The organism is Jejuia sp. G7-7, from assembly GCF_055808955.1.
Genome location: NZ_JBVVSZ010000001.1, coordinates 1,878,532 through 1,900,595 on the forward strand (window position 1 = coordinate 1,878,532; position 22,064 = coordinate 1,900,595).

Below are 22,064 nucleotides of genomic sequence, written 5' to 3' on the forward strand. Positions count from 1 at the left end.
TCAATAGACATTTAAAAAATAGGTTTACTCTTTTTAATTTCATTTTCAAATTTGCTACTTCTTTATAATTTAAAAGGCGTATTGTTTAGCTTTATATCACTCACAGCACTATGTTTCACATCATCAAAAACAACTGGTTTTCTGGCATCTTTACCAATTGTTTTTATACTGATATTTTGTAGCGTTAGCCCATCGATGTGCCTAGCATAAACCCCACATGCTGGTAAAGTTCCTACTCTACTAAACTCTGGCCACCAACCATTTAAAACTTCAAGGGTATATTCTTTAATTTCTTTTTCAGCATCTTCTTTTGTACCACCACCTGAAACTACAAACTGAACATCTTTGATGGTAACATCTTCAATATCATGGTTTGGAAACCCTGTAATAAAAAATGCCGAATTTTTATCGCCTTTTGAATTATCTACTACAATATTACTGAAAGAAAAATTGTGCATCCTGCTTAACCTTTCATACTCTCCTTCGGGAGTTTCAACCGAGGCACGCTGTTGACAGAAGGTCATAAAAATTGGCCTTAGCACATTTTCCATAACCAAGTTAGAGAACACCATATTTTTCATTTCCCCACCTTCATTCTGTTGAATTTTAAGTCCAGAATCTTGAATATCCCGAAACACACAGTTAGTTACCGTAACCGATTCTATATTTCCTCTCGATAATAGCCCAATGCGCATCCCACCCCATTTAGTACTGAATATGCAATTGCTTACCGTAATATTTTTACAAGGTTTATCGGGTTGAGAGGCTTGCAAACAAATGCTATCATCACTATTATCAAAATTACTGTTTGTAACGCGAACGTTGGTACAGCCATCAAAATCCAAACCATCCCCATTGTTGTTGACGCGACTTAAAATCGTGATACCGCTCACACTAATATTATTGCAATATAACCAAGCGGAAGTCCATGCCGCTGGATTTATCAAGGTTATATCATTTACATGGATATCGTTACAGTTTAAAAACCGAATGAGCATTGGGCGCTGCTTTTTAAAATTTGTTTGGTGGCCATTTCCATCAATAGTGCCGTAGCCCTCAATAGCAATTGATTTTGAATCCTTTGCAAAAATCAAACAGCGGTTCATATGGGGTTCTTTCTTATACATGTTTTTATGCGTATTGGTAGTATAATCGTCGTAGTTAGGACTACCAAGAAGCACCGTTCCATTTCCAATATGAAGTGTTACGTTATCTTTCAAATAAATTGTACCCGTCATGTATTTACCACCTCCTGTTAACATTACTTTACCACCACCATTTTTAGTACAACTATCAATTGCCGCTTGTATGGCCTTGGTGTTTAATGTTTTTCCATCATTAACTGCGCCAAAATCTTTTACATGATATTTCTGCGCATGTAATGTAGCAACTGAAATAAAAACCAAAATAAGTCTAGATACCCTCATATACTTTAAAATAAAAAACACTCATCAAGAAATACTTTCTAAAATGAGTGTTTACTGCTATTATCACTATTTTTTTGAGTTTTACAATTGAAAAATCTTGTCTAAAGGAATCCATTTTTCACCTTTTGCAGCCCATGGTAATTCTTGTTGGTAATCCCACATCAAATTTTCCCATTCTTGCACTTTTGGATTATTGGCATCCATTTCTGCTTTTCGAGCAAGATTGAATGTTTCATCAACTTCCATAATCATAAACATTCTATTACCTGTTAGGTAAATTTGCATATCTGTAATACCAGCATCTTTAATACTTTTGGTTATTTCAGGCCATGCTTTACCTTTTGCGTGGTACGCTTTGTATTCTGAGATTAATTTAGAATCGTCTTTTAAATCGCAAGCGTAACAGTATCTTTTTGTCATTATGCAGTTTTTAAATTACGTTTATAACTACTGTAACCATATAATGATACAACAGCCAAACAAATTAATGGTAATATAAATGAAAAATTTACTTCAGGAATAAAACCTAAAACCTGTACATCTGAAAATCCTGATCCACCCCAATCTAATATCCAACCTTGTGCAATGGGTAACAATGCGCCACCAACAATTGCCATTACTAAACCAGCTGAACCAATTTTTGCTTCGTCCCCCATATCCTTAAGCGCAATACCATAAATAGTTGGAAACATTATAGACATGAATACCGAAACTCCCACTAAAGAGAATAAACCAGCCACTCCTGATAACAATATAGCTCCTGCGCACATTATCACACCACCAATACCGAATAACATTAATAATCTAGATGGATTAACTTTCTTCATTAAAGCTGTACCTATCCAACGTCCAACTAAAAATAAAATCATTGCTGCAACATTATAGTAGGTGGCTGTAAGCTCCATTCCTAAAGTTTCATTAATGTTGTCTACATACTGAAAGATGTAAGTCCAACACATAATTTGAGCACCTACATAGAAAGCTTGCGCAACAACTCCAGAAATATAATTTTTATTCGCTTTTAGTTTGCTGAAAGATTCAGAAACAGACATTTTATCTTCATCTGCTGTTCTAGGCATTTTAGTGGCAATAATAATTCCCATAATTACAAGTACCAGTATTCCTAGACCAATATATGGTAAACTTATCACACCTAAATCGTTTTCTCTAATTGCGGCAAGTTCCGAAGATGTTAAAGCATTATATGCTTCCTCAGTATAATCATCTGAACGTAATGCTCCTATAACAAATACTTGAGCGATTATCATTCCCGTTAAAGATCCTATTGGGTTAAATGCTTGTGCCAAATTTAATCTTTGCGTTGCTGTTTCACTATCTCCCAAGGCCAAAATTAGTGGATTTGAGGTTGTCTCTAAAAACGCAAGACCACAAGTAATTACCCACAAAGAAACTAAAAAGTATGTAAACTCTTCGTTTGCTGCTGCAGGGTAAAACAAAAAAGCGCCAATAGCATACAGGCATAGCCCTAAAATAATACCCGATTTATAACTATACTTTCTGATAAAAAGTGCAGCTGGTAAAGCCATAAAAAAATACCCAAAATAGAAAGCAAATTGAACTAAAGATGCTTGAACATTTGAAAGCTCTGGCATCACTTTCTTAAAAGCAGATACCATTGGATTTGTTAAATCGTTAGCTATTCCCCAAAGTGCAAATAATGATGTTATTATTATAAAAGGGAATAACAATTCCTTTCTCACAACAGGGATGTTTTTTTGTTTACTCATCGATTTTATGGTTTAGTTAGTTTTTAAAGATAGTGCAAAATATAAAAGACAAAATAAACATAGGTGCTCATTTTGTCTTTTATAGTGCAACAAATGTTCTATTCCGTCAGTAACGAGCGGTCTAGGTTTACATAACCTCCATCTACAGCAATAAACTGACCTGTAGTATGAGATGATTTTTCTGAAATTGTAAATAAACATTGATCTGCAATTTCCACAGGAGTAGTCATTCTATTTTCTAAAGGGATTTTCTTTACTATAGATTTTAACTTCTCTTCTCCATTTTCCAAAGTTTTAATCCAAGCATCGTAAGCAGGGGTCCAACTTTCAGCAATAACAATTGCGTTAGAACGAATGCCATCTTTAATTAAATCTACAGCCCATTCTCTAGTTAATCCAAATACGCCACCTTTAGAAGCGGCATAACCCGAAGTTCCGCCTTGACCAGTAAGTGCCACTTTAGAGCCAATATTTAAGATGTTTCCTTTAACTTTTTTAATCATCGGCAAGCAATATTTTGTCATTGCAAAAAAGCTTACCATATTTAATTTTAAAGAATACATAAAATCATCGATTGAAGCATCCAATCCAGCCCCATCATTAACGCCAACATTATTTATAAGCGCATCTACACGACCATATTTTTCTTCTATGACTTTTGCTGCAGCTTCTATTTGTTTGTAATCAGACAAATCTGTTTGCACGAAAATTGCATCTATTCCTTTTTGTTGTAATTCCTCTGCATATCCAAAACCTCTGGCATTTCTATCAACAATTACTGGAATTGCACCTTCTGCAGCTAAACGTTGCACGATAGTTTCACCTATACTTCCCTTAATTCCAGCAGCTCCTGTTACAACTATAACTTTTTCTTTGAGTCCTAAATCCATGTTTCTTTATCTATTATAAATTATAAAATTGAATGGCATTTTTACCCATTATAGCGTTTTGCTCACTTTGAGATAAATCTGCAATAAAATCTGTGACTATATTTTTAACTTGTTTGTAATTTCCTGCGACCAAACATACTGGCCAATCAGAACCATACATGATTCGATCCGTTCCAAAAGCATTTAATATTAAATCCATATAAGGATTTAATTGCTCAGGTGCCCATGTTTTGTAATCTGCTTCGGTAATCATACCTGAAATTTTACATGCCACGTTTTCATACTTCGCTATTTCTTTGATTAAAACCGCCCAACCATAAAAAAAGCCATCTTTAATATATGGTTTTGCAATGTGGTCGATGACGAATTTCTGATTTGGAAAACGTTTTACAAACTCCAACGTTGCTCCTAACTGATGTGGGAAAATCAGAATATCATAAGTATACTCATATTTTTTTAATACTGAAATACCTCGTAAGAAATTAGGGCGTAATAGAAAATTATGATCCGGTTCGCCTTGTACAACATGACGAAATCCTTTTACCTTATTTAAAGTACTATACTTTTCTAAATCTGCTTCAACGTTTTCATCTCTTAAATCTACCCAACCAACAATACCTCTTATAAAATCATTTTCTTTTGAAAGTTGAATTAAAAAATCGGTTTCCGCTAAAGTTTGGTCTGCTTGGACTGCAACACAGCCATCAACTCCGTTAGCATCGTATTCTTTTTTTAAGTCTGAGGGTGTGAAATCACGTCGGATAACTGACATATCATCATCAATCCAATCATGTTTTACAGGTTCATAATTCCAAAAATGTTGATGCGAATCTATTACCATTTTCTATTTTAAAAATTCTCGTAAAGCTGTTTTCATGCCTTTGTTAAGAATATTTTCTAAATTTTCACGAACCGTATTTTCTAAACCTTTATGTTTTGTTAAATCTTCTCCCCAAAAACTAGTGTTTGATAATGTTGCTTTAACTATACTTGGAATATCATTAGTTGCCCATTGTTTCGCAAAGAAATCTAAAGCAGCTTGATCATCTTTAATTTCATAAGACTCACCGTTTCTATTGCCTTTATAAAAGGCAATTAAAGATGCCAAAGAAAACAACAATCCTTTTGGCAACGCATTCTTTCTTTTGATGAATTCTATAATTGAAGGCAATACACGTGTTTTGAACTTAGATGTTGAATTTAATGAAATACTCATCAACGCATGTTCTAAATAAGGATTTCTAAAGCGATCTAAAACGTCATTAGAAAACTGATTTAGTTCAGCTTCTGGTAAATCTAAAGTCGGACAAATTTCATTAAAAATCGTATGCTTTAAATATGTTCCAACAACTTCATCTTCTAATGATTCGCGTACTTTATCGATACCATATAAATAACCAACGGGAACTAAGCTTGTATGAGCACCATTAAGAATTCTAACTTTACGAGTTCTGTAAGGCTCCATATTATCGGTAAACACTATATTTAAACCACAGGCTTCCGCAGGAATTTCTTCTTTAACAGTTTCTGGCGCTTCAATAACCCATAAATGGAATTGCTCGCCTTCAACCACTAAATTATCCTTGTAACCCAGTTCTTGAGTAATAGCATCCATTTTTTCTCTTGGATATCCTGGAACGATTCTATCAACTAACGTATTACAAAAGATATTATCTTCATTAATCCACTCTGCAAAATCTTCGCCTAAACTCCAATCTTCGGCATATTGTAAAATGATACGTTTTAGATTATCACCATTTCTATCAATTAATTCACAGGGAATCACAATTAAGCCTTTATCTGAAGCACCTCCAAAGGTTTGAAATCTTTTGTGTAATAAAGCAGTTAATTTCGCTGGATAGCTAATTGGTGGCGCATCATTTAATCTATCGTTTTCATTATAAGCAATACCTGCTTCTGTAGTATTTGAAATCACAAAACGTAAATCTGGATTTTCTGCAAGTACCAAATAAGCCGCATAATTTTCATAAGGATTTATCCCTCTTTGGATACAATCTATAATGTCATGCTCGCTGATGGCTTTACCGTTTTTAATACCGTTTAGGTATAAGGTATACAACCCATCTTGGTCGTTCAACATTTTAATCAACCCTTGATTTATAGGTTGAATTGCCACAACACCTGCATCGAAATTGGCTTGCTTGTTCATTTCATGAATCATCCAGTTTGCGAAAGCTCTTAAAAAATTTCCTTCTCCAAATTGGATGATACGCTCTGTATAAGTGTTTGTGCTTACTGTAGTTCTGTTTAGTTCTTGCATGAATTATTTTTTAGACCTGTCAGTCCCTAAACTTCGGGATGAAAAAATTATTAGGTCTTTTTAGTTTTGTTTATGAAACCTACAAGGTTTTAAAAAATCTCGCAGGTTGGATTCTGTTCCTGCAAGGTTTAGAAAACCTTGTAGGTGTATTTCATCTACAATGACACCCCGCGTTTCCAAGGAATAAAATCGTTATTTCCGTGTAATACTGCTTTTGATGGTGTTTCACCACTTGCCACCCTAATGATATGATCTAAAATCTTCTCACCCATTGAGGCAATGGTATCTTCACCAGTTATTACTGTTCCCGCATTAATATCGATAATATCATTCATACGTTCATATAGATTTGTATTACTCGACATTTTTAAAACAGGAGCCACAGGATTTCCCGTAGGTGTTCCAAGACCCGTAGTAAACACAACCACATTACATCCTGAACCTACCAATCCTGTTGTAGATTCCACATCATTTCCTGGTGTACACAATAAATTTAAGCCTGGTTTTGTAACTTGCTCGGTATAATCCAACACTTCTACTACAGGAGATGTTCCTCCTTTTTTGGCTGCACCTGCAGATTTCATAGCATCGGTAATTAAACCATCTTTTATATTTCCGGGCGACGGATTATTTTCAAATCCAGACCCCACAGCAACAGCTGCGGCAGAATAGGCACGCATTAAATTGTAGAATTTTTTGGAATCTTCATCAGTAACACATCTGTTGATGAGTTCTTGTTCAACACCATTCAATTCTGGAAATTCAGACAAAACTGGAGATCCTCCAAGTGCAACCAATAAATCTGATGCATAACCTAACGCTGGATTTGCAGAAATCCCTGAAAAACCATCCGAGCCACCACATTCTAAACCTAAAGTCAGTTTACTTAAAGGCGCTGGTTTACGTTGAATTTTATTTGCCTCAACCAAACCTAAAAATGTATGTTTTACGGCTTCTTCTATGAGATGCCTTTCGCTAGAACTTTTTTGTTGTTCTAAATAATAAACTGTTTTGGTATTGTTTGGCGCAATGGCATCAATAGCGTTCTGCAACATGCTAATTTGTGCATTTTGACACCCTAAACTGAATACTGTTGCTCCTGCTACATTTGGGTTAGCAATATAGCCTGCCAATAACTTACACAGGGTTTCAGAGTCCTGACGAATACCACCACAACCACCATCGTGCTTTAAAAACTTAATACCATCTACATTAGGAAATATTCTATTTTGAGACATTTCCTCTTTGGTAGTAATAATTGGTGTGTTTAAAATAGCATCATTTGAAGCACCAGATTTATATTGCTTAATTAAAGCATCAGTATTAACAGCAAAATCCTTTTTGGTTTCATAGCCTAATTTTTCAGAAAGCGCACCTTCTAAAACATCAACATTTCGGTTTTCACAGAATGTTAACGGAATAACTAACCAATAGTTTGCAGTACCAACTTTTCCATCCTCTCTATGATAGCCATTAAAAGTTCTACCTTCAAAGTTTGAAATATCAGGCGCATTCCAAGTGTACGCTTCTTTAGTATCCTGAAATTCTGCAGAGGCATGTTTTACATTTTCAGTAGTAATCGCACAACCCTCTTGAATTGGTTGAGTTGCTTTACCAATTAAAACACCATACATATAAATTTCATCGCCGACTGTAAAATCGTGCATTGTAAATTTATGCTTTTGTTTGATGTTTTCTTTTAATGTAATTTGCTTCTCTGCAACTGAAGCCACAAGCCCTTTTTTCAAAGGAGTTATGGCTACAATAACATTATCTTTTGGATCTATTTGAACGTAACTTTCGGTCATTATCTCTTATTTTCTAACTGCTTTTACTATTGCAAGTGCATTTTTCACATCTTGCTCTAATTTTGCGTAATCCTTATTGGCAATAATATCTTTAGAGATTAATTTTGATCCCATACCTACACAAGTTACACCAGCATCAAACCATCCTTTTAGGTTTTCTTCAGTTGGAGAAACTCCGCCTGTTGGCATAATACTTGTCCAAGGTTGAGGTCCTTTAACTCCTTTAACAAATTGAGGACCATAAATATCACCTGGAAATAATTTTACGATTTCGCAACCTAATTCTTCTGCTCTAGTGATTTCTGTTAATGTCCCACAACCAGGAGACCACAATACTTTTTTACGGTTACAAGCAATTGCAATATCTTCTCTTAAAACAGGTGTTACAATAAAGTTTGCCCCTAATGCCATGTACAAAGATGCTGCTGCACCATCGGTAACAGAACCTACACCCATTATCATTCCTGGTAATTCTTTGATAGCATATTTTGTTAATTCACCAAAAACTTCGTGAGCAAAGTCACCACGAGCGGTAAACTCCATTAAACGTGCACCACCATCGTAACATGCTTTTAATACTTTTTTACTTAATTCTATATCGTTATGAAAAAACAAAGGAATCATTCCTGTTTCTTTCATTACTGCTGCTACTTCTAATCTTGAAAACTGTGCCATTTTTATAAAAATGTTATTTGTTATATTGAATAGTTGTTAAGCTATATAATCGCCTTAACGACAAACAACTTAACAACTATTATTAAATTATCTAGCTACACGCCCTGAAGCGTCTCCTCCCATTAGTTTCTCTACTTCGCTAACTGTTGCTAAGTTTGCATCGCCTTTAATAGTGTGTTTTAAACATGAAGCAGCTACTGCAAAATCTAATGCATTTTGATCATCTTCTGGATATTTTAATAATCCGTAAATTAATCCTCCCATAAATGAATCTCCTCCACCTACTCTATCTACTATATCAGTAATTTGATACTGACGTGTTTGGAACAATGTTTTACCATCATATAAAACGCCTGCCCATGTATTATGAGATGCAGAAATAGAACCTCTTAATGTGGTAATTACTTTCTTAGCTCTTGGAAATTTTTTCATCATTTGCTCACAAACAGATAAAAACGCTTCAGCTTTTACATTATGTCCCTCAGTTTGAACGCTAATACCTTCTGGCTTGATACCAAAGTGCATTTCAGCATCTTCCTCATTTCCTAAAACGATATCACAATAAGAAGTTAATTCTGTCATAACAGCTTCTCTATGAGCATCATCACAGTATTTCCAAAGTTTAGCACGGTAATTTAAATCTGTAGAAATAGTTAACCCTAATTTACTAGCAGCTTGTACAGCTTCTAAACAAACATCGGCTGAACCTTGAGAAATTGCAGGTGTAATACCAGTCCAATGAAACCATTCAGCACCATCAAAAACTTCTTCCCAATTAATCATTCCTGATTCAATTTCTGCTATTGCAGAATGTGCACGATCATATACTACTTTTGACCCCCTAGATACAGCTCCTGTTTCTAAAAAGTAAATTCCAAGACGATCTCCTCCATAAACTATTTTGTCTACGCCAACACCTCTTTTACGCATTTCCATCATAGCACATTCACCTATATCATTTTTCGGTAAACGTGTTACAAAATCTACAGATACACCATAGTTTGCTAATGATACTGCTACGTTAGATTCTCCTCCTCCATAAATAGCATCGAAATTATTGGCTTGCGAAAATCTTAAAAATCCTTGTGGAGCTAATCTTAACATGATTTCTCCAAATGTTACTACTTTTGCCATTGTTTTTGTTAATTAAAAATTAGTTATAGTTATTAGTATTTATAGTTTAAAATCTACTGTTGCCTTAATCACTCCCGTTTCTGGGTTTAACCAACTATCAAAATTGGCTATCATTTCTGTATAAGGTACATTGTGTGTTATAAATGAATCGGTAGGAAATTGTTTTAATACACTTATAACGTGTTCAAAATCTTCGGTAGTTGCATTTCTACTGCACATCAACGTCATTTCTTTTGAATGTACTGCAGGATGACTATAAGTTAAATCCCCTTTAGACAATCCTACTAAAACAAATCTACCGCCATGAGACATATAGCTTGGACCTGCTTCTAAAGCAAATTTATTACCTGAAGCATCAAAAACCGCTGTAGCTAATTCTCCGTTGGTAATCTTCTCAATTTGAGCAACAGGGTTATCTCCAGCATTAACAACATAGTCTACACCAATTTTTTCTTTAGCATACTTCAATCTGTCTTCGTTCATATCTATAGCAATAACTTTAGCCCCTTCTATCTGAGCTAATTTCATGATACCAATACCTATTGGTCCACAACCAACCACAACAACAAATTCATCCGCTTTAACAGCTGCTCTTCTAACGGCATGAGCACCAATTGCTAAAGGTTCAACAATTGCCATTTCATCATCACTTAAATTATTTGCTTTTAATAAAATATTGGCAGGAACAGTAATTTGCTCTTGCATTCCACCATCTCCATGTACACCTAATACGGTAATATTTGTACAACAATTGGTTTTACCATTTCTACAAGCTATACATGACCCGCAACTTACATAGGGCATTATAACGACTTTATCTCCCACTTTAATGCCTTGTGGGTTTTCGTCAATCTCTAAAACTTCTGAAGCTAACTCATGCCCTAAAATTCTTGGATAGGTAAAAAATGCTTGATTACCACCATAAGCATGTAAATCTGTTCCGCAGATACCTACTTTGTTGATTTGTAATAATGCTTCCCCTATTTTTCTAGTCGGCGCTTCTTTATCTTTTAATAAAAATTCACCTGGCTTTTCGCAAACTATGTATTTCATCTATTTATATAAACTTTATCTGTTCCAACGTTTGAACAAATTAAAAAATAAAAAAACAAGACATAATTCTGCTCTTAATTGAATTTTTCAAAAAAAATTAGAAAAACAAATAAAAAAAGAAATACTGTGCGGTTGTTTTTAGTTGGTTTAAATTCTGAACTAAATAAAAAATATTATATTTGTTCAAACGTTGGAACAAAAGTATATAAAAATTGGCACATAAAAAAAACTACCATAAAAGATATTGCCAATGTTTTGGGAATAACTCCTTCAGCGGTTTCTAAAGCTCTGAATGATCATCCAAGAATAAGCAAAAAAACTAAAGATGCTGTTATTCAAGTTGCAGAAAACCTCAACTATCAACCAAATCATCTTGCTAGCGCACTTAGAAAAGGTAAAAGTAACCTAGTTGGTGTTATAATTCCTCGTGCAAACAGTAATTTTTTCTCTTCTATTATTGAAAAAATAGAAGAAATACTAAACGAAAAAGGTTACAATGTTATTATTACTCAATCTAATGAATCTTATAAAAAAGAATGTCAAAGTATTGAAGCTTTGCTTTTTACTCAGGTTGATGGCATAATAGCTTCTATGGCTAATGAAACAGTAAAATTAGATTACTATAATAAAGTTAAGAAGAAAGGTATTCCTTTAATTTTATTTGATCGAGGTGAAAACGATCTTAATGTAGATTATGTGGGTATTGATGATTATTTGAGTAGCCAAATAGTAATTGATCATCTTGTTCAACAAGGTTGTAAACGTATTGCTCATATTGGCGGTTTTAGTCATACTAGAATTTACAAAAACCGTATAAGAGGGTATGTTGATGCATTAGAAAAGCACAATTTACCTTTCGAAAATGATTTGATTTATGAATGCAACCTAAAGAAAAGTTGATGGCAGGGAAATAATGAAAAAAATACTAAAACTCCCTAAAAGACCTGATGGAATATATGTATCAGGAGACTATTCTGCTTTGGGTGCTCTTGAAGTTATGAAAGAACAAAATATTAGAGTTCCAGAGGATATAGCTTTAGTTGGATTCAGTAACGAACCATTTTCTTCAATAATAACACCAGGAATTTCCTCTATAGAACAACATAGTGAAAAAATTGGAGAATTAGCAGCTCAAACTTTTTTGAAAAGAATTGAAAATCCAGAAGAAAAAGTGACATTAAATAAAATGATTCTAAAACCAGAGTTAATTGTTAGAGCATCTTCTAAAAGAAAATAAGTTTAAAATCAAAAAAGCGCACATTTCTGAGCGCTTTATTAAACTAAAAAACTAACTAACTCAAAATTAACAAAACTCTAAATAATATTCTTATGCTATTTTATAAGTGTAAGAAATATAATCGTGTTAAAATGAATTTAACTTGTGCTAAATTCATCTTTTTTCATCATTTAAATAAAGTAATATGTTCAAATAACTACAACAAATGGTCTTAATTTACTTTTTTTTAGTAAATGATTATTTAAAACCCATTAAAGGAAAAAATGAAAGTTGTTTTTGAAATTAATAGCTCTAGCTAAAATTGATTAATACTTAAACATGATACATAATTAAAGTAGAAAGGTTAACTTGTAATTTTGCTTTCAAAATTTAATAAACTACAAGATGTCATTACTATGTAAAGCCGCTATATCAATTGGCGACGGTAAATTTACGATTGAAACTATAAAAGTAAATCAACCTAAAAAAGATGAAGTATTAGTAAAACTAAAAGCTTCAGGTTTGTGCCATACAGATCATGATTCTTTAACTTGGGGAATGCCTATTGTATTAGGTCATGAAGGTGCTGGAATTGTTGAGGCAATTGGAGAAGATGTAGAGAATGTAACGATAGGTGATGAAGTTATCTTGAATTGGGCAACACCCTGCTATACTTGCTTTCAATGTCAAGAAGGCAACCAACACATTTGTGAAAAAAACTCCCCAGTAATAGCTAATCATGCTGGAAAATTACCAGGAGGCCATGTTGCCATTGAAGGAACAACTTGGAAAGGCGAACCCATTGAACGCTCTTTTAATATTGGTACTTTATCGGAATATACTTTGGTACGTGCTTCTGCTTGTGTAAAAAAACAAAGTACTAAATTATCTTTTGAATCTGCATCGATTGTTTGTTGTGGTGTAATGACAGGCTGCGGCTCTGTATTTAACTCTGCTAAAGTAACTTTAGGTAGTTCAGTAGTGGTTTTAGGAACTGGTGGTGTTGGCTTAAATGTTATTCAAGCCGCCAGAATATCTGGTGCAGCAAAAATTATTGCCATAGACATTAATGAAAATAGATTAAAAATGGCTCAAGAATTTGGAGCTACAGATGTTATTGTTGCCGATAGAGAAGACACAGGGTTAATAAATGCATCTGAAAAAGTAAAGACAATGACTGATGGAAGAGGTGCAGATTTTGCTTTTGAATGTACTGCGGTTCCTGCTCTTGGAGTCGCTCCTTTAGCTATGGTAAGAAATGCTGGAACTGCTGTTCAAGTAAGTGGTATAGAAGAAGAAATTACTGTAGATATGCGTCTATTCGAATGGGATAAAAAATATATAAACCCATTATATGGTGCTGCTCGTCCTGAAATGGATTTCCCTAAACTAGAAGCTTTATATGATAAAGGAGAATTAATGCTGGATGAAATGATTACAAACACCTATACATTAGATAATTTACAACAAGCATTTGATGATATGCTTAGTGGCAAAAATGCAAAAGGTGTGATTACTTTTTAATAAAATTTTAATGATGAAAAAACATACAGTATTCTTAATTCTAATTTGTTCTTTTAGTCTAACATTGGCTCAAGGTAGAAAAGTTGAATTATTAGAGCAATGGAAGTTTACTCAATACGATTATGGAGCAGCTTTTCAAGAAAAATTCGATACAACTGGTTGGAAAGATGTAACCGTACCACATGATTGGGCAGCAGAAGGCGAATTTGATTTTGCAAATGATGTACAATTTACCATGGTCATTCAAGATGGAGAAAAAAACCAAAAATTCGTACGGGTCGTTCTGGCGCATTACCATATACAGGTGTTGGTTGGTATAGAACTCATTTTAATATTAATGACACGTCTAGAGTTTACGAATTACTTTTTGATGGTGCTATGAGCCACGCCAAATTATATATTAATGGGAAATATGTGGGACAAAGACCTAATGGATATATTTCTTTCTTTTTTGATATTAGCTCCTATCTGAAAAAAGGAGATAATGTGGTAGCAGTTCGTTTAGAAAATTTCAACAGTCAATCTAGATGGTACCCAGGTGCCGGATTGTATAGAAAAGTATCTTTAATACAAAAAACACAGCACCATATTCCAACATGGGGAACCTTTGTAACTACTCCAAATGTTACAAAAAAAGCAGCTACAGTAAATGCTGAGATTAAAATTGTTGGAGAAGGTGTTTTAACTGTAAAAAATGAAATTATCAATCCTCAAGGAGAAACCATTCTTTCCTCAGAAGAAGAAATTAATGCTTCTAAAGCTAAAATATCAATGGCTTCATTTAAAGTGAAGAAGCCCAAGATTTGGGATTTAGAAAACCCCAATTTATACCAATTAAGAACAAGTTTAATTTCTAAAGGAGAAGTCATGGACGAGACTTTTACGCCTTTTGGAATTCGTAAACTTGAATTTGCGGTTGAAGCTTTTTATTTAAATGATAGAAAAGTGCGCTTTAATGGTGTTAACATGCATCATGATTTGGGTCCTACTGGGGCTGCTTTCTACCCTAATTTATTTAAAAGACAATTATTGAAATTAAAAGAAATGGGAGTAAATGCCATTCGTTTTTCTCATAATCCACCTGCGCCTGAAGCGTTAGATTTATGTGATAAACTTGGGTTTTTAGCTATCGATGAAGCTTTTGATGAGTGGCAGATAGGTAAGGTAATGAACGGATATGCTAAGCATTTTGATAAGTGGGCTAAAATAGATCTTGAAGACATGATTTATCGCGATCGTAATCATCCTAGCATAATTATGTGGAGTATTGGCAATGAAATTTTAGAGCAATATAGGCATGATCCAAACAACATTACAGAATATTTAAATGATATTGTAAAAACAGTAGATACTACACGGGCAACAACTTGCGGTTTTAATAGTGCTATAAGTGCATTGGAAAGTGGAATGGCTCAGAAAGTTGATGTTGCAGGATTTAATTACAAACCAAGTTCATATCATTTATATCGTGAAAAACATCCTAATTTAAAGTTTTTTGCCAGCGAAACAGGAGGCGCTGTAAGTCTCAGGAATACCTACAAATTTCCAGTAGTTTTTGATACATTAAGAGATACTAAAGGCTTGTCAGCAAATACAAATACATATAAGGATGGACATCCAGGCAATTATGAAACAACCAATGTACGTTGGGGATATCCTCCTTTTAAAGAATTTGCTTCTCAAGACTATAATCCCACCGTTTATGGCGAATTTGTTTGGACAGGTTATGACTATTTAGGAGAACCATCTCCCTATCACGAAACAAAATCACGTAGTTCTTATTTTGCACCAATTGACTTTGTAGGTTTAGAAAAAGATAAGTTTTACTTGTACAAAGAACGTTGGAACACAAAAGAAAACGTGTTACATGCCTTTCCACATTGGTCAGACCCAGCAAAAGAAGGCACTCAGTTTCCTGTAGTTTGCTATACAAATTATGCTAAAGCTGAACTATTTATAAATGGAGTTAGTAAAGGGGTTAGAACAAAGGAGAAAATAGATCCTTCTAAGTTTTTAAATAAAGATTTTACTAAACATGGTTCGGGTGGTGCTTCTTTTGAGTTAATGAAAGCTTATGCTATTGTATGGGATGATATTACTTACAATCCAGGAGAACTTAAAATTATAGCCTACGATAATAGAGGTAAAAAGAAGGAAACACTCATTTATAAAACTGCTAAAAAGGCATCAAAAATTATAATTGAACCAGAAGTTATCAATATAAAGCTAGGGGAAGTAGCAGTATATGTTATCTCAGTAGTTGATAGTGATGGCAATTGGCAGCCTAACTATGAAAAATTGTTAAACATAGAAGTTTCTGGAGCTGGTAAATTTTTAGCCTCTGGTAATGGAGACCCAACCAACTTACAGAAATTGACAATTCCTAAAAGAGATTTTTATAAAGGTAAAGCAGTCATTTTTGTAAAGGGTATTTCTAATGGAACTATTAACATAAAAGTGAATACCGATGATTTTACGGCAACAGATCAAACTATCATTGTAAAGCAATAAAAATGGCATCAAGGTTCAAAACTACCGAAATTTCAGACCCTCAATTCGAATCAAATAACTTAAGGTTTATTACCGTAAAAACCCCAAATCTAAAAGGACGAGGGGATATTTGTGTTTATATCCCAAAAGTTGATAATGCAAAAAATTTACCAGTAGTTATTCTACTGCATGGTGTTTATGGTAGTGCATGGATTTGGGCACACAAGGCTGGAGTTCATTTTACAGCAAATAAAATGATTGAAAACAGGAAAATTAAACCATTTATTATAGCAATGCCCTCTGATGGATTATGGGGCGATGGTTCTGCATATCTTCCACACAATGGGGAAAATTTTGAAAACTGGATTGTTGATGATGTAAGACATGCAATACTGGAAAATATTGATGCCGCTTCAAACATCTCGACATTTTTTATCTCAGGACTGTCCATGGGTGGTTATGGCGCATTGCATTTGGGTGCAAAATACCCAGACATATTTAAAGCTATTTCAGGACATTCATCAATAACACACATTAACCAAATGCCTTTGTTTGTTGAAGAATCTCAAGAAAGCTATCCAAATACAAGTTTAGATGAAGTTTCAGTATTAAAAACCATAATTAAAAACAAAGATAATTTACCCATAATTCGTTTTGATTGCGGAAAAGATGATTTATTAATTGAACACAATCGCGATCTTCACAAAGCATTAATTAATGAAAATATCGAACATATTTACCAAGAATTTGATGGAGCGCACGAATGGGAATATTGGCAAAAACACATAAAAGATACTTTGTTGTTTTTTGACTCGTTAATCTAATAATTTAGTCTCCTTCATTCTTTTGTAAGAACAAATGTTCTTATTTCAATCAATAATGGTTGAATGATTTTTTTATTTACTCAAATGCCCTATTTTTAACTTATTCTTGTTTAAAAATTAGTTAAATGAAAAAATTATACCCTGTAAAATATCTTTTATTCTTTCTAGCATTCTGCGGATTTTCTCAATCTGAAAAACCCAATTTTGTATTCATTCTTACTGATGACCAATCTTACAGTATGATGGGATGTACGGGCAACGATATTGTACAAACTCCAAATCTAGATCAACTGGCAAAAGATGGAGTACTCTTCAATAACGCGCACATTACAAGTGCCATTTGTACACCTAGTAGAATTTCAATTTTATTAAGTCAATATGAAAGAAAACATGGTGTAAACTTTAATTCTGGGACTTCAGTTTCAGATGAAGCTTGGAAAAACTCATATCCTGTGGTTATGCGTAATGCAGGTTATTTTACTGGATGGATTGGAAAAAACCATGCCCCAATTGGCAAAGGCGGGTACACTAGCGGCGTCATGGAAAAAAGTTTTGATTATTGGTATGCAGGTCATGGGCATATTCGTTTTTACCCAAAAGATGTGCATGAAATATTTAACGATGCTATTGCTGATACTCAAGTTGAAGTTATTCAAGAAGGGGTTGATGATTTTTTAGACCCAAATGAAAGAAAACTAAAAGGTGCAGTTAAGTTTTTAGAAAGCAGACCTTCAGATAAACCTTTTTTATTATCCATAAACTTTAACCTTCCTCATAGTGCTGGAACTGGAACAATGAAAATGCGAAAGACAGACGATGATATTTACAAAACCTTATATCGCGATAAAAACATTCCTTTACCAGAAAACTATATTTCCAAAAAAGATATAAAAACACCAAAATTACCAGCTAATTTATTAAGAGCAGAAGAAAGACAAACCGGCTACAGTTATGTAGATACACCCGAAGGTTTCAAAGAAAGATACACAAGACAACTTCAGGCTATGACTGGAATTGATCGATTAGTCGGTAACCTTAGAGAAAAACTCAAGAGTCTAAAACTGGATAAAAACACCATTATTATATTTACTTCTGATCATGGATTGTTTATGGGAGAGCAAGGCTTAGGTGGTAAAGCATTATGCTATGAAAAAACCACACATGTGCCATTAATTATTTTCAATCCTTCTTTACGTAAAAAATACAGAAACAAACAAAATGATGCATTAGTACAATCTATTGATGTGGCTCCAACAATGCTTAGTATGGGAGGTGTCGTCATTCCTAATGAATTTCAAGGGAAAGATATTTCCAAACTTTTAATTGATAATTCATTTGACGTTAGAGACTATGTTTATACCGAAAACTTATGGTCTACGCAATTTGGAAACCCAAAATGTGAAGCAGTTCAAAACAAAGAATGGAAATATATACGCTATTACAAAAACACAACTTTTCCTGCCAGTAAAAAAATTAAAACTGCAAAAGCACTAGGTATTCCTGTAAACCAAATATTATATGCAGTTCATGATACAGACATTCCTTATTATCGACATTTAGCTGAATCTTCTTTAGAAGGCGAAAAACCTGTTTATGAAGAATTATATAATTTGAAGAAAGACCCAAATGAATTGAATAACCTTGTCAATGATTCAAACTATAGTTCAATATTAAACAACTTAAGAACAGTTTGGAAAACGGAAATCATAAATGCAAGAGGTTCAGGAAACCCAAAAGTTTATAGATATACTAACGACAGCCACCCAAATGGCGGTCATTAATCAATAGCATATGAAATCGTATCAAATACTATTACTACTTCTTATTTTTTCATGCAATAACGAGAAAACCAAATTACTAGCTGAAGTCTCTTCCGCAAAAAAAAACAACACAAAACCCAATATTGTTTTGGTTTTAACAGACGATCAAGGCTGGGCAGATGTAGGTTTTAATGGTTGCACCGATATACCGACACCAAATTTAGATAAAATGGCTGGAGAAGGTGTTATTTTTTCTAACGGCTACGTATCGCATCCGTATTGCAGTCCGTCGCGCGCAGGCTTAATGACCGGTCGTTATCAAGCACGTTTTGGTCACGATTGCAACATGCCCTATAAACAAGAAAACGACGATACGGTAGGCACACCATTATCAGAAAAAATGATTTCCGAAGCTTTAAAAGAGCAAGGTTACAGAACAAGTGCTATTGGAAAATGGCACTTAGGAGACCACCCCAATTTACACCCACCAAAACAAGGATTTGATCATTGGTTTGGCTTTCCGGGTGGCGGCATGAATTATTGGGGCACAGCAAAAGATCCTGTACATATGATGTATAGAAACGGAAAACCAGTTCCTGAAAAAGAACTTACATATCTTACCAATGATTTTACACAAGAAGCCATAAACGTTATCAATGAGAAAAGTGACAAACCATTTTTCATCTATTTAGCATATAATGCACCTCACGCCCCAGACCATGCCACAAAACAATATTTAGAAAACACAAAACACATAGAGTATGCTGGAAGAAGTATTTACGGTGCCATGGTAAATGGTATTGATTATTGTATGGGAAAAATTGACTCTACGCTTGTGGCTAATAATATGAAGGACAACACAATAGTGGTATTTTTAAGTGATAATGGTGGAAGAACAGAACATGCAGACAATAGGCCATATCGCGGCCATAAGGGGATGATTTTTGAAGGCGGTATAAAAGTGCCATTTTTTATACGTTGGCCAAATGGTATAGTTGGCAACAGTACTTATAAAAATCCAATAATATCCCTAGACTTATATCCAACACTTTTGGCTGCAGCTGGAGGAGATATTTCTAAAGAAAAACAATTAGATGGAAAAAATTTAATACCATATATTAATGGAACTACAAAAGAGGAGCCGCACAACATACTATTTTGGCGTTCAGTAGGCGGATTTGAGTACGCTGTTAGAAAAGGGAATTACAAACTTTACAAAAGTGCTTATAAAGACAAAATATTACTTTTCGATTTAGAAAAAGACAGTTATGAACGGTATGATATTGCAGATAATTACCCCGAAATAATTAACGAGCTAAACGAGGCTTACAAAAAATGGGATTCAAAAAATATTGCACCACAATGGTTCGATCCTCATAAAGAAAACGTTATAAAGGAAGAAAACAGATTACAAAATAACAGAGCTAAATCTATAAACCTAAAGAAAAGTCAAGTTAATTTTTAAGAAAATCAGGTAAGCTTGTTAGTTTTTTAATCTGCATGTCTTTGTAGTAACACTCGGCAGCTTCTGATTGAAATTGAATTTTACCCTTTGTAACTGGTACATATGCATCATCAATTTTTGTCTCTGCCTTATTAAGTATCATTACAACATATCCATTAACGATATGGTACGATTTTCCGTTAAAGCAAACCAATTCTAAAGTATTCCATTCGCCATGTGGTTTTTCACGATTTTCAGAACGAACGCATCGCCACATTTTTTCTCCCTCAATTGCAGTTCCTAATTTTACAAAATCAGCTTTTTCATCGTATATATGAAACCCATCATCTCTCTTTTTAGAACGTATATTATTAACACCGCCAGCTAAACCATAATAATCTCCCATATCTTTTTCCTGAATTTGAAATTCTTGAGATTGCATCCACACATTCCAAAATGCTCCATGTTCGCCAATACAATGGTATAATAACCCATTATCACGTTGTGCTTTTAGTCTGGGTTCCCATTTTAACTCACCCCATTTAAATTTAAACTTCAAATGGTAATTTTCATAAATTTCCTTCGAAGTTAATCCACCATAAATTTCTCCGCTTACACGCATTATAGTTTCTCCATTAATATCTTCAGCATAAAACACTTTTAATGGGTCATTATTCAATCCTAGTGGTTTACCTTTCATACCATCACCTTTGGGAACAGATTCATCCAAACCCTTAACGCTGTGATGTGGCACGCCCATAAATACGTCCCATTTTGACAATTTCTTATCCAAGAGAGGTTCCCAATCGGTAGTTTGAGAATAACCAAAAGTTACTGAAATAGCTAGGAGTAAAAATGATATGACTCTATTTTTCATATGTTCAATTTTTTTAATGATGTTCAAGTTAATCATAACAGAATTAATCAACTATAAAATATCTAAAAGTAAAGCTCTAACTACGAAAAATTTACTTAGAGCTTTATGGTTTTTGTTGCGTGAGCTTAAACTTATCAATGGCATGGTAGGACGAACGCGGTGCTATTTCTATAGTATAAGATTTTGCTGTATCAAACCTTGCATAAATTTGATGTGCATTATTATCTGATGTACTACTAACCCAGGTCCAAGCATTACCAGTATTCATGTATATTTTAAAAAAGCCATTTCCATTTTCCCCTTTAGGGTTTGGTGTTTTTCCACTTCCTTTGGGATAAACTATGCTTCCGTTATTTCTTTTACCATAAAAATCATCTGCTCCTACTATTTTTAACCAACTGTCATTATGCTCAGTAGTTGGGTGTTGAGGGTCTTTTTTAGCAATGTAAGAACGCCATTGAAATAAATACAACCCAGGTGTAGTTATTTCAACATTAAATGATAAAAGTCCTATTTTACCTATATTATCAATACCTTTCCAGAATTGGTTTGGACCTTCCCAAACAATATAACCTTCTCCTGTAGCTCCCGGAATTTCATTCTTCTTTTTCCAATCTCCAACCAAGGTTGCTGTTTCAACCTCAACTTCTATTATTGCAGCCACAAAAGGCACTTCCTCGCATTCACATTTCTCTACATTTAGCTTAAAACCAGTAGAACAGGTTAACGTACAAGGCACATCTTCACACGTACAAGTTACTTCGTTTAACTTTTGGTTTGCTCCACAAGTTTTAACACACTTTTCTTTTTCTTGAACAATTTCGGCTTCAGTAGAATTCGAGCAAGAAATGAGGCATCCCATAATCACGACAAACAAAACATATTGTAATCTATCCATAGTAAATTTATAGGT

20 protein-coding genes are annotated in these 22,064 nt (G+C 34.0%); 8 read left to right on the plus strand and 12 right to left on the minus strand.

The genetic code is table 11. From position 1 onward, the window contains the following. Positions 1 to 62: 62 nt before the first annotated feature. The 10 genes from AC0L5U_RS09210 to AC0L5U_RS09255 form a co-directional block, all read right to left on the minus strand. Positions 63 to 1,427 (minus strand): glycoside hydrolase family 28 protein, encoded by a 1,365-nt coding sequence (locus tag AC0L5U_RS09210; protein ID WP_473415946.1) that lies wholly within the window; start codon positions 1,425 to 1,427, stop codon positions 63 to 65. An 81-nt stretch (positions 1,428 to 1,508) separates the two neighbouring features. Continuing rightward, complete coding sequence (locus AC0L5U_RS09215; RefSeq protein WP_473416235.1) at positions 1,509 to 1,850, minus strand: L-rhamnose mutarotase; 342 nt, start codon at positions 1,848 to 1,850, stop codon at positions 1,509 to 1,511. Then, a complete protein-coding gene (fucP, locus tag AC0L5U_RS09220; RefSeq protein ID WP_473415947.1) occupies positions 1,847 to 3,175 on the minus strand; it encodes an L-fucose:H+ symporter permease in 1,329 nt (442 codons plus the stop codon). The genes AC0L5U_RS09215 and fucP overlap by 4 nt, the downstream gene beginning before the upstream one ends. 98 nt (positions 3,176 to 3,273) lie before the next feature. Further along, entirely contained in the window at positions 3,274 to 4,065 is a 792-nt protein-coding gene (locus AC0L5U_RS09225) for an SDR family oxidoreductase (protein ID WP_473415948.1), read from the minus strand. Positions 4,066 to 4,078: 13 nt separating this feature from the next. Continuing rightward, positions 4,079 to 4,906: an amidohydrolase family protein gene (locus AC0L5U_RS09230; protein ID WP_473415949.1), complete on the minus strand. Its 828-nt coding sequence runs from the start codon at positions 4,904 to 4,906 to the stop codon at positions 4,079 to 4,081. A 3-nt stretch (positions 4,907 to 4,909) separates the two neighbouring features. Continuing rightward, entirely contained in the window at positions 4,910 to 6,346 is a 1,437-nt protein-coding gene (locus AC0L5U_RS09235) for a tagaturonate reductase (RefSeq protein ID WP_473415950.1), read from the minus strand. Between the two features lie 155 nt (positions 6,347 to 6,501). After that, on the minus strand, positions 6,502 to 8,154 hold the full coding sequence (locus AC0L5U_RS09240) for a UxaA family hydrolase (protein ID WP_473415951.1): 1,653 nt from the start codon (positions 8,152 to 8,154) through the stop codon (positions 6,502 to 6,504). A 6-nt stretch (positions 8,155 to 8,160) separates the two neighbouring features. Then, positions 8,161 to 8,829: a bifunctional 4-hydroxy-2-oxoglutarate aldolase/2-dehydro-3-deoxy-phosphogluconate aldolase gene (locus AC0L5U_RS09245; RefSeq protein WP_473415952.1), complete on the minus strand. Its 669-nt coding sequence runs from the start codon at positions 8,827 to 8,829 to the stop codon at positions 8,161 to 8,163. An 87-nt stretch (positions 8,830 to 8,916) separates the two neighbouring features. Next, positions 8,917 to 9,963, minus strand: a complete 1,047-nt coding sequence (locus tag AC0L5U_RS09250) for a PfkB family carbohydrate kinase (RefSeq protein ID WP_473415953.1) — start codon at positions 9,961 to 9,963, stop codon at positions 8,917 to 8,919. A gap of 39 nt (positions 9,964 to 10,002) precedes the next feature. Further along, the gene (locus AC0L5U_RS09255; RefSeq protein ID WP_473415955.1) at positions 10,003 to 11,016 is read right to left on the minus strand and encodes a zinc-binding alcohol dehydrogenase family protein; all 1,014 of its coding nucleotides are present in this window, start codon (positions 11,014 to 11,016) and stop codon (positions 10,003 to 10,005) included. Between the two features lie 132 nt (positions 11,017 to 11,148). Here AC0L5U_RS09255 and AC0L5U_RS09260 point away from each other — a divergent pair, with 132 nt between their 5' ends. From AC0L5U_RS09260 to AC0L5U_RS09295, 8 genes are all read left to right on the plus strand, one after another. Next, the gene (locus AC0L5U_RS09260; protein ID WP_473415956.1) at positions 11,149 to 11,916 is read left to right on the plus strand and encodes a LacI family DNA-binding transcriptional regulator; all 768 of its coding nucleotides are present in this window, start codon (positions 11,149 to 11,151) and stop codon (positions 11,914 to 11,916) included. Between the two features lie 13 nt (positions 11,917 to 11,929). Then, a complete protein-coding gene (locus AC0L5U_RS09265) occupies positions 11,930 to 12,253 on the plus strand; it encodes a substrate-binding domain-containing protein (protein ID WP_473415957.1) in 324 nt (107 codons plus the stop codon). Between the two features lie 384 nt (positions 12,254 to 12,637). Further along, complete coding sequence (locus AC0L5U_RS09270; RefSeq protein WP_473415958.1) at positions 12,638 to 13,756, plus strand: alcohol dehydrogenase catalytic domain-containing protein; 1,119 nt, start codon at positions 12,638 to 12,640, stop codon at positions 13,754 to 13,756. Positions 13,757 to 13,766: 10 nt separating this feature from the next. Continuing rightward, positions 13,767 to 14,138, plus strand: coding sequence for a hypothetical protein (locus tag AC0L5U_RS09275; RefSeq protein WP_473415959.1), 372 nt, complete (start codon positions 13,767 to 13,769; stop codon positions 14,136 to 14,138). Continuing rightward, complete coding sequence (locus tag AC0L5U_RS09280; RefSeq protein ID WP_473416236.1) at positions 14,090 to 16,267, plus strand: glycoside hydrolase family 2 TIM barrel-domain containing protein; 2,178 nt, start codon at positions 14,090 to 14,092, stop codon at positions 16,265 to 16,267. The genes AC0L5U_RS09275 and AC0L5U_RS09280 overlap by 49 nt, the downstream gene beginning before the upstream one ends. 2 nt (positions 16,268 to 16,269) lie before the next feature. Further along, positions 16,270 to 17,070, plus strand: coding sequence for an alpha/beta hydrolase (locus AC0L5U_RS09285; protein WP_473415960.1), 801 nt, complete (start codon positions 16,270 to 16,272; stop codon positions 17,068 to 17,070). 125 nt (positions 17,071 to 17,195) lie between these two features. Beyond that, positions 17,196 to 18,851: a sulfatase-like hydrolase/transferase gene (locus AC0L5U_RS09290; protein WP_473415961.1), complete on the plus strand. Its 1,656-nt coding sequence runs from the start codon at positions 17,196 to 17,198 to the stop codon at positions 18,849 to 18,851. Between the two features lie 10 nt (positions 18,852 to 18,861). Beyond that, positions 18,862 to 20,295: a sulfatase-like hydrolase/transferase gene (locus AC0L5U_RS09295; RefSeq protein WP_473415962.1), complete on the plus strand. Its 1,434-nt coding sequence runs from the start codon at positions 18,862 to 18,864 to the stop codon at positions 20,293 to 20,295. On the opposite strand, the gene AC0L5U_RS09300 is transcribed toward AC0L5U_RS09295, so the two are convergent. Together AC0L5U_RS09300 and AC0L5U_RS09305 are read right to left on the minus strand one after the other, a co-directional pair. Next, positions 20,285 to 21,151, minus strand: a complete 867-nt coding sequence (locus AC0L5U_RS09300) for a 3-keto-disaccharide hydrolase (RefSeq protein ID WP_473415963.1) — start codon at positions 21,149 to 21,151, stop codon at positions 20,285 to 20,287. The two genes, AC0L5U_RS09295 and AC0L5U_RS09300, sit on opposite strands and share 11 nt — an antisense overlap. A gap of 103 nt (positions 21,152 to 21,254) precedes the next feature. Next, positions 21,255 to 22,049 carry a hypothetical protein gene (locus tag AC0L5U_RS09305; RefSeq protein WP_473415964.1) on the minus strand — a complete coding sequence of 265 codons (795 nt, stop codon included), beginning with the start codon at positions 22,047 to 22,049 and terminating at the stop codon, positions 21,255 to 21,257. Positions 22,050 to 22,064: the final 15 nt, after the last annotated feature.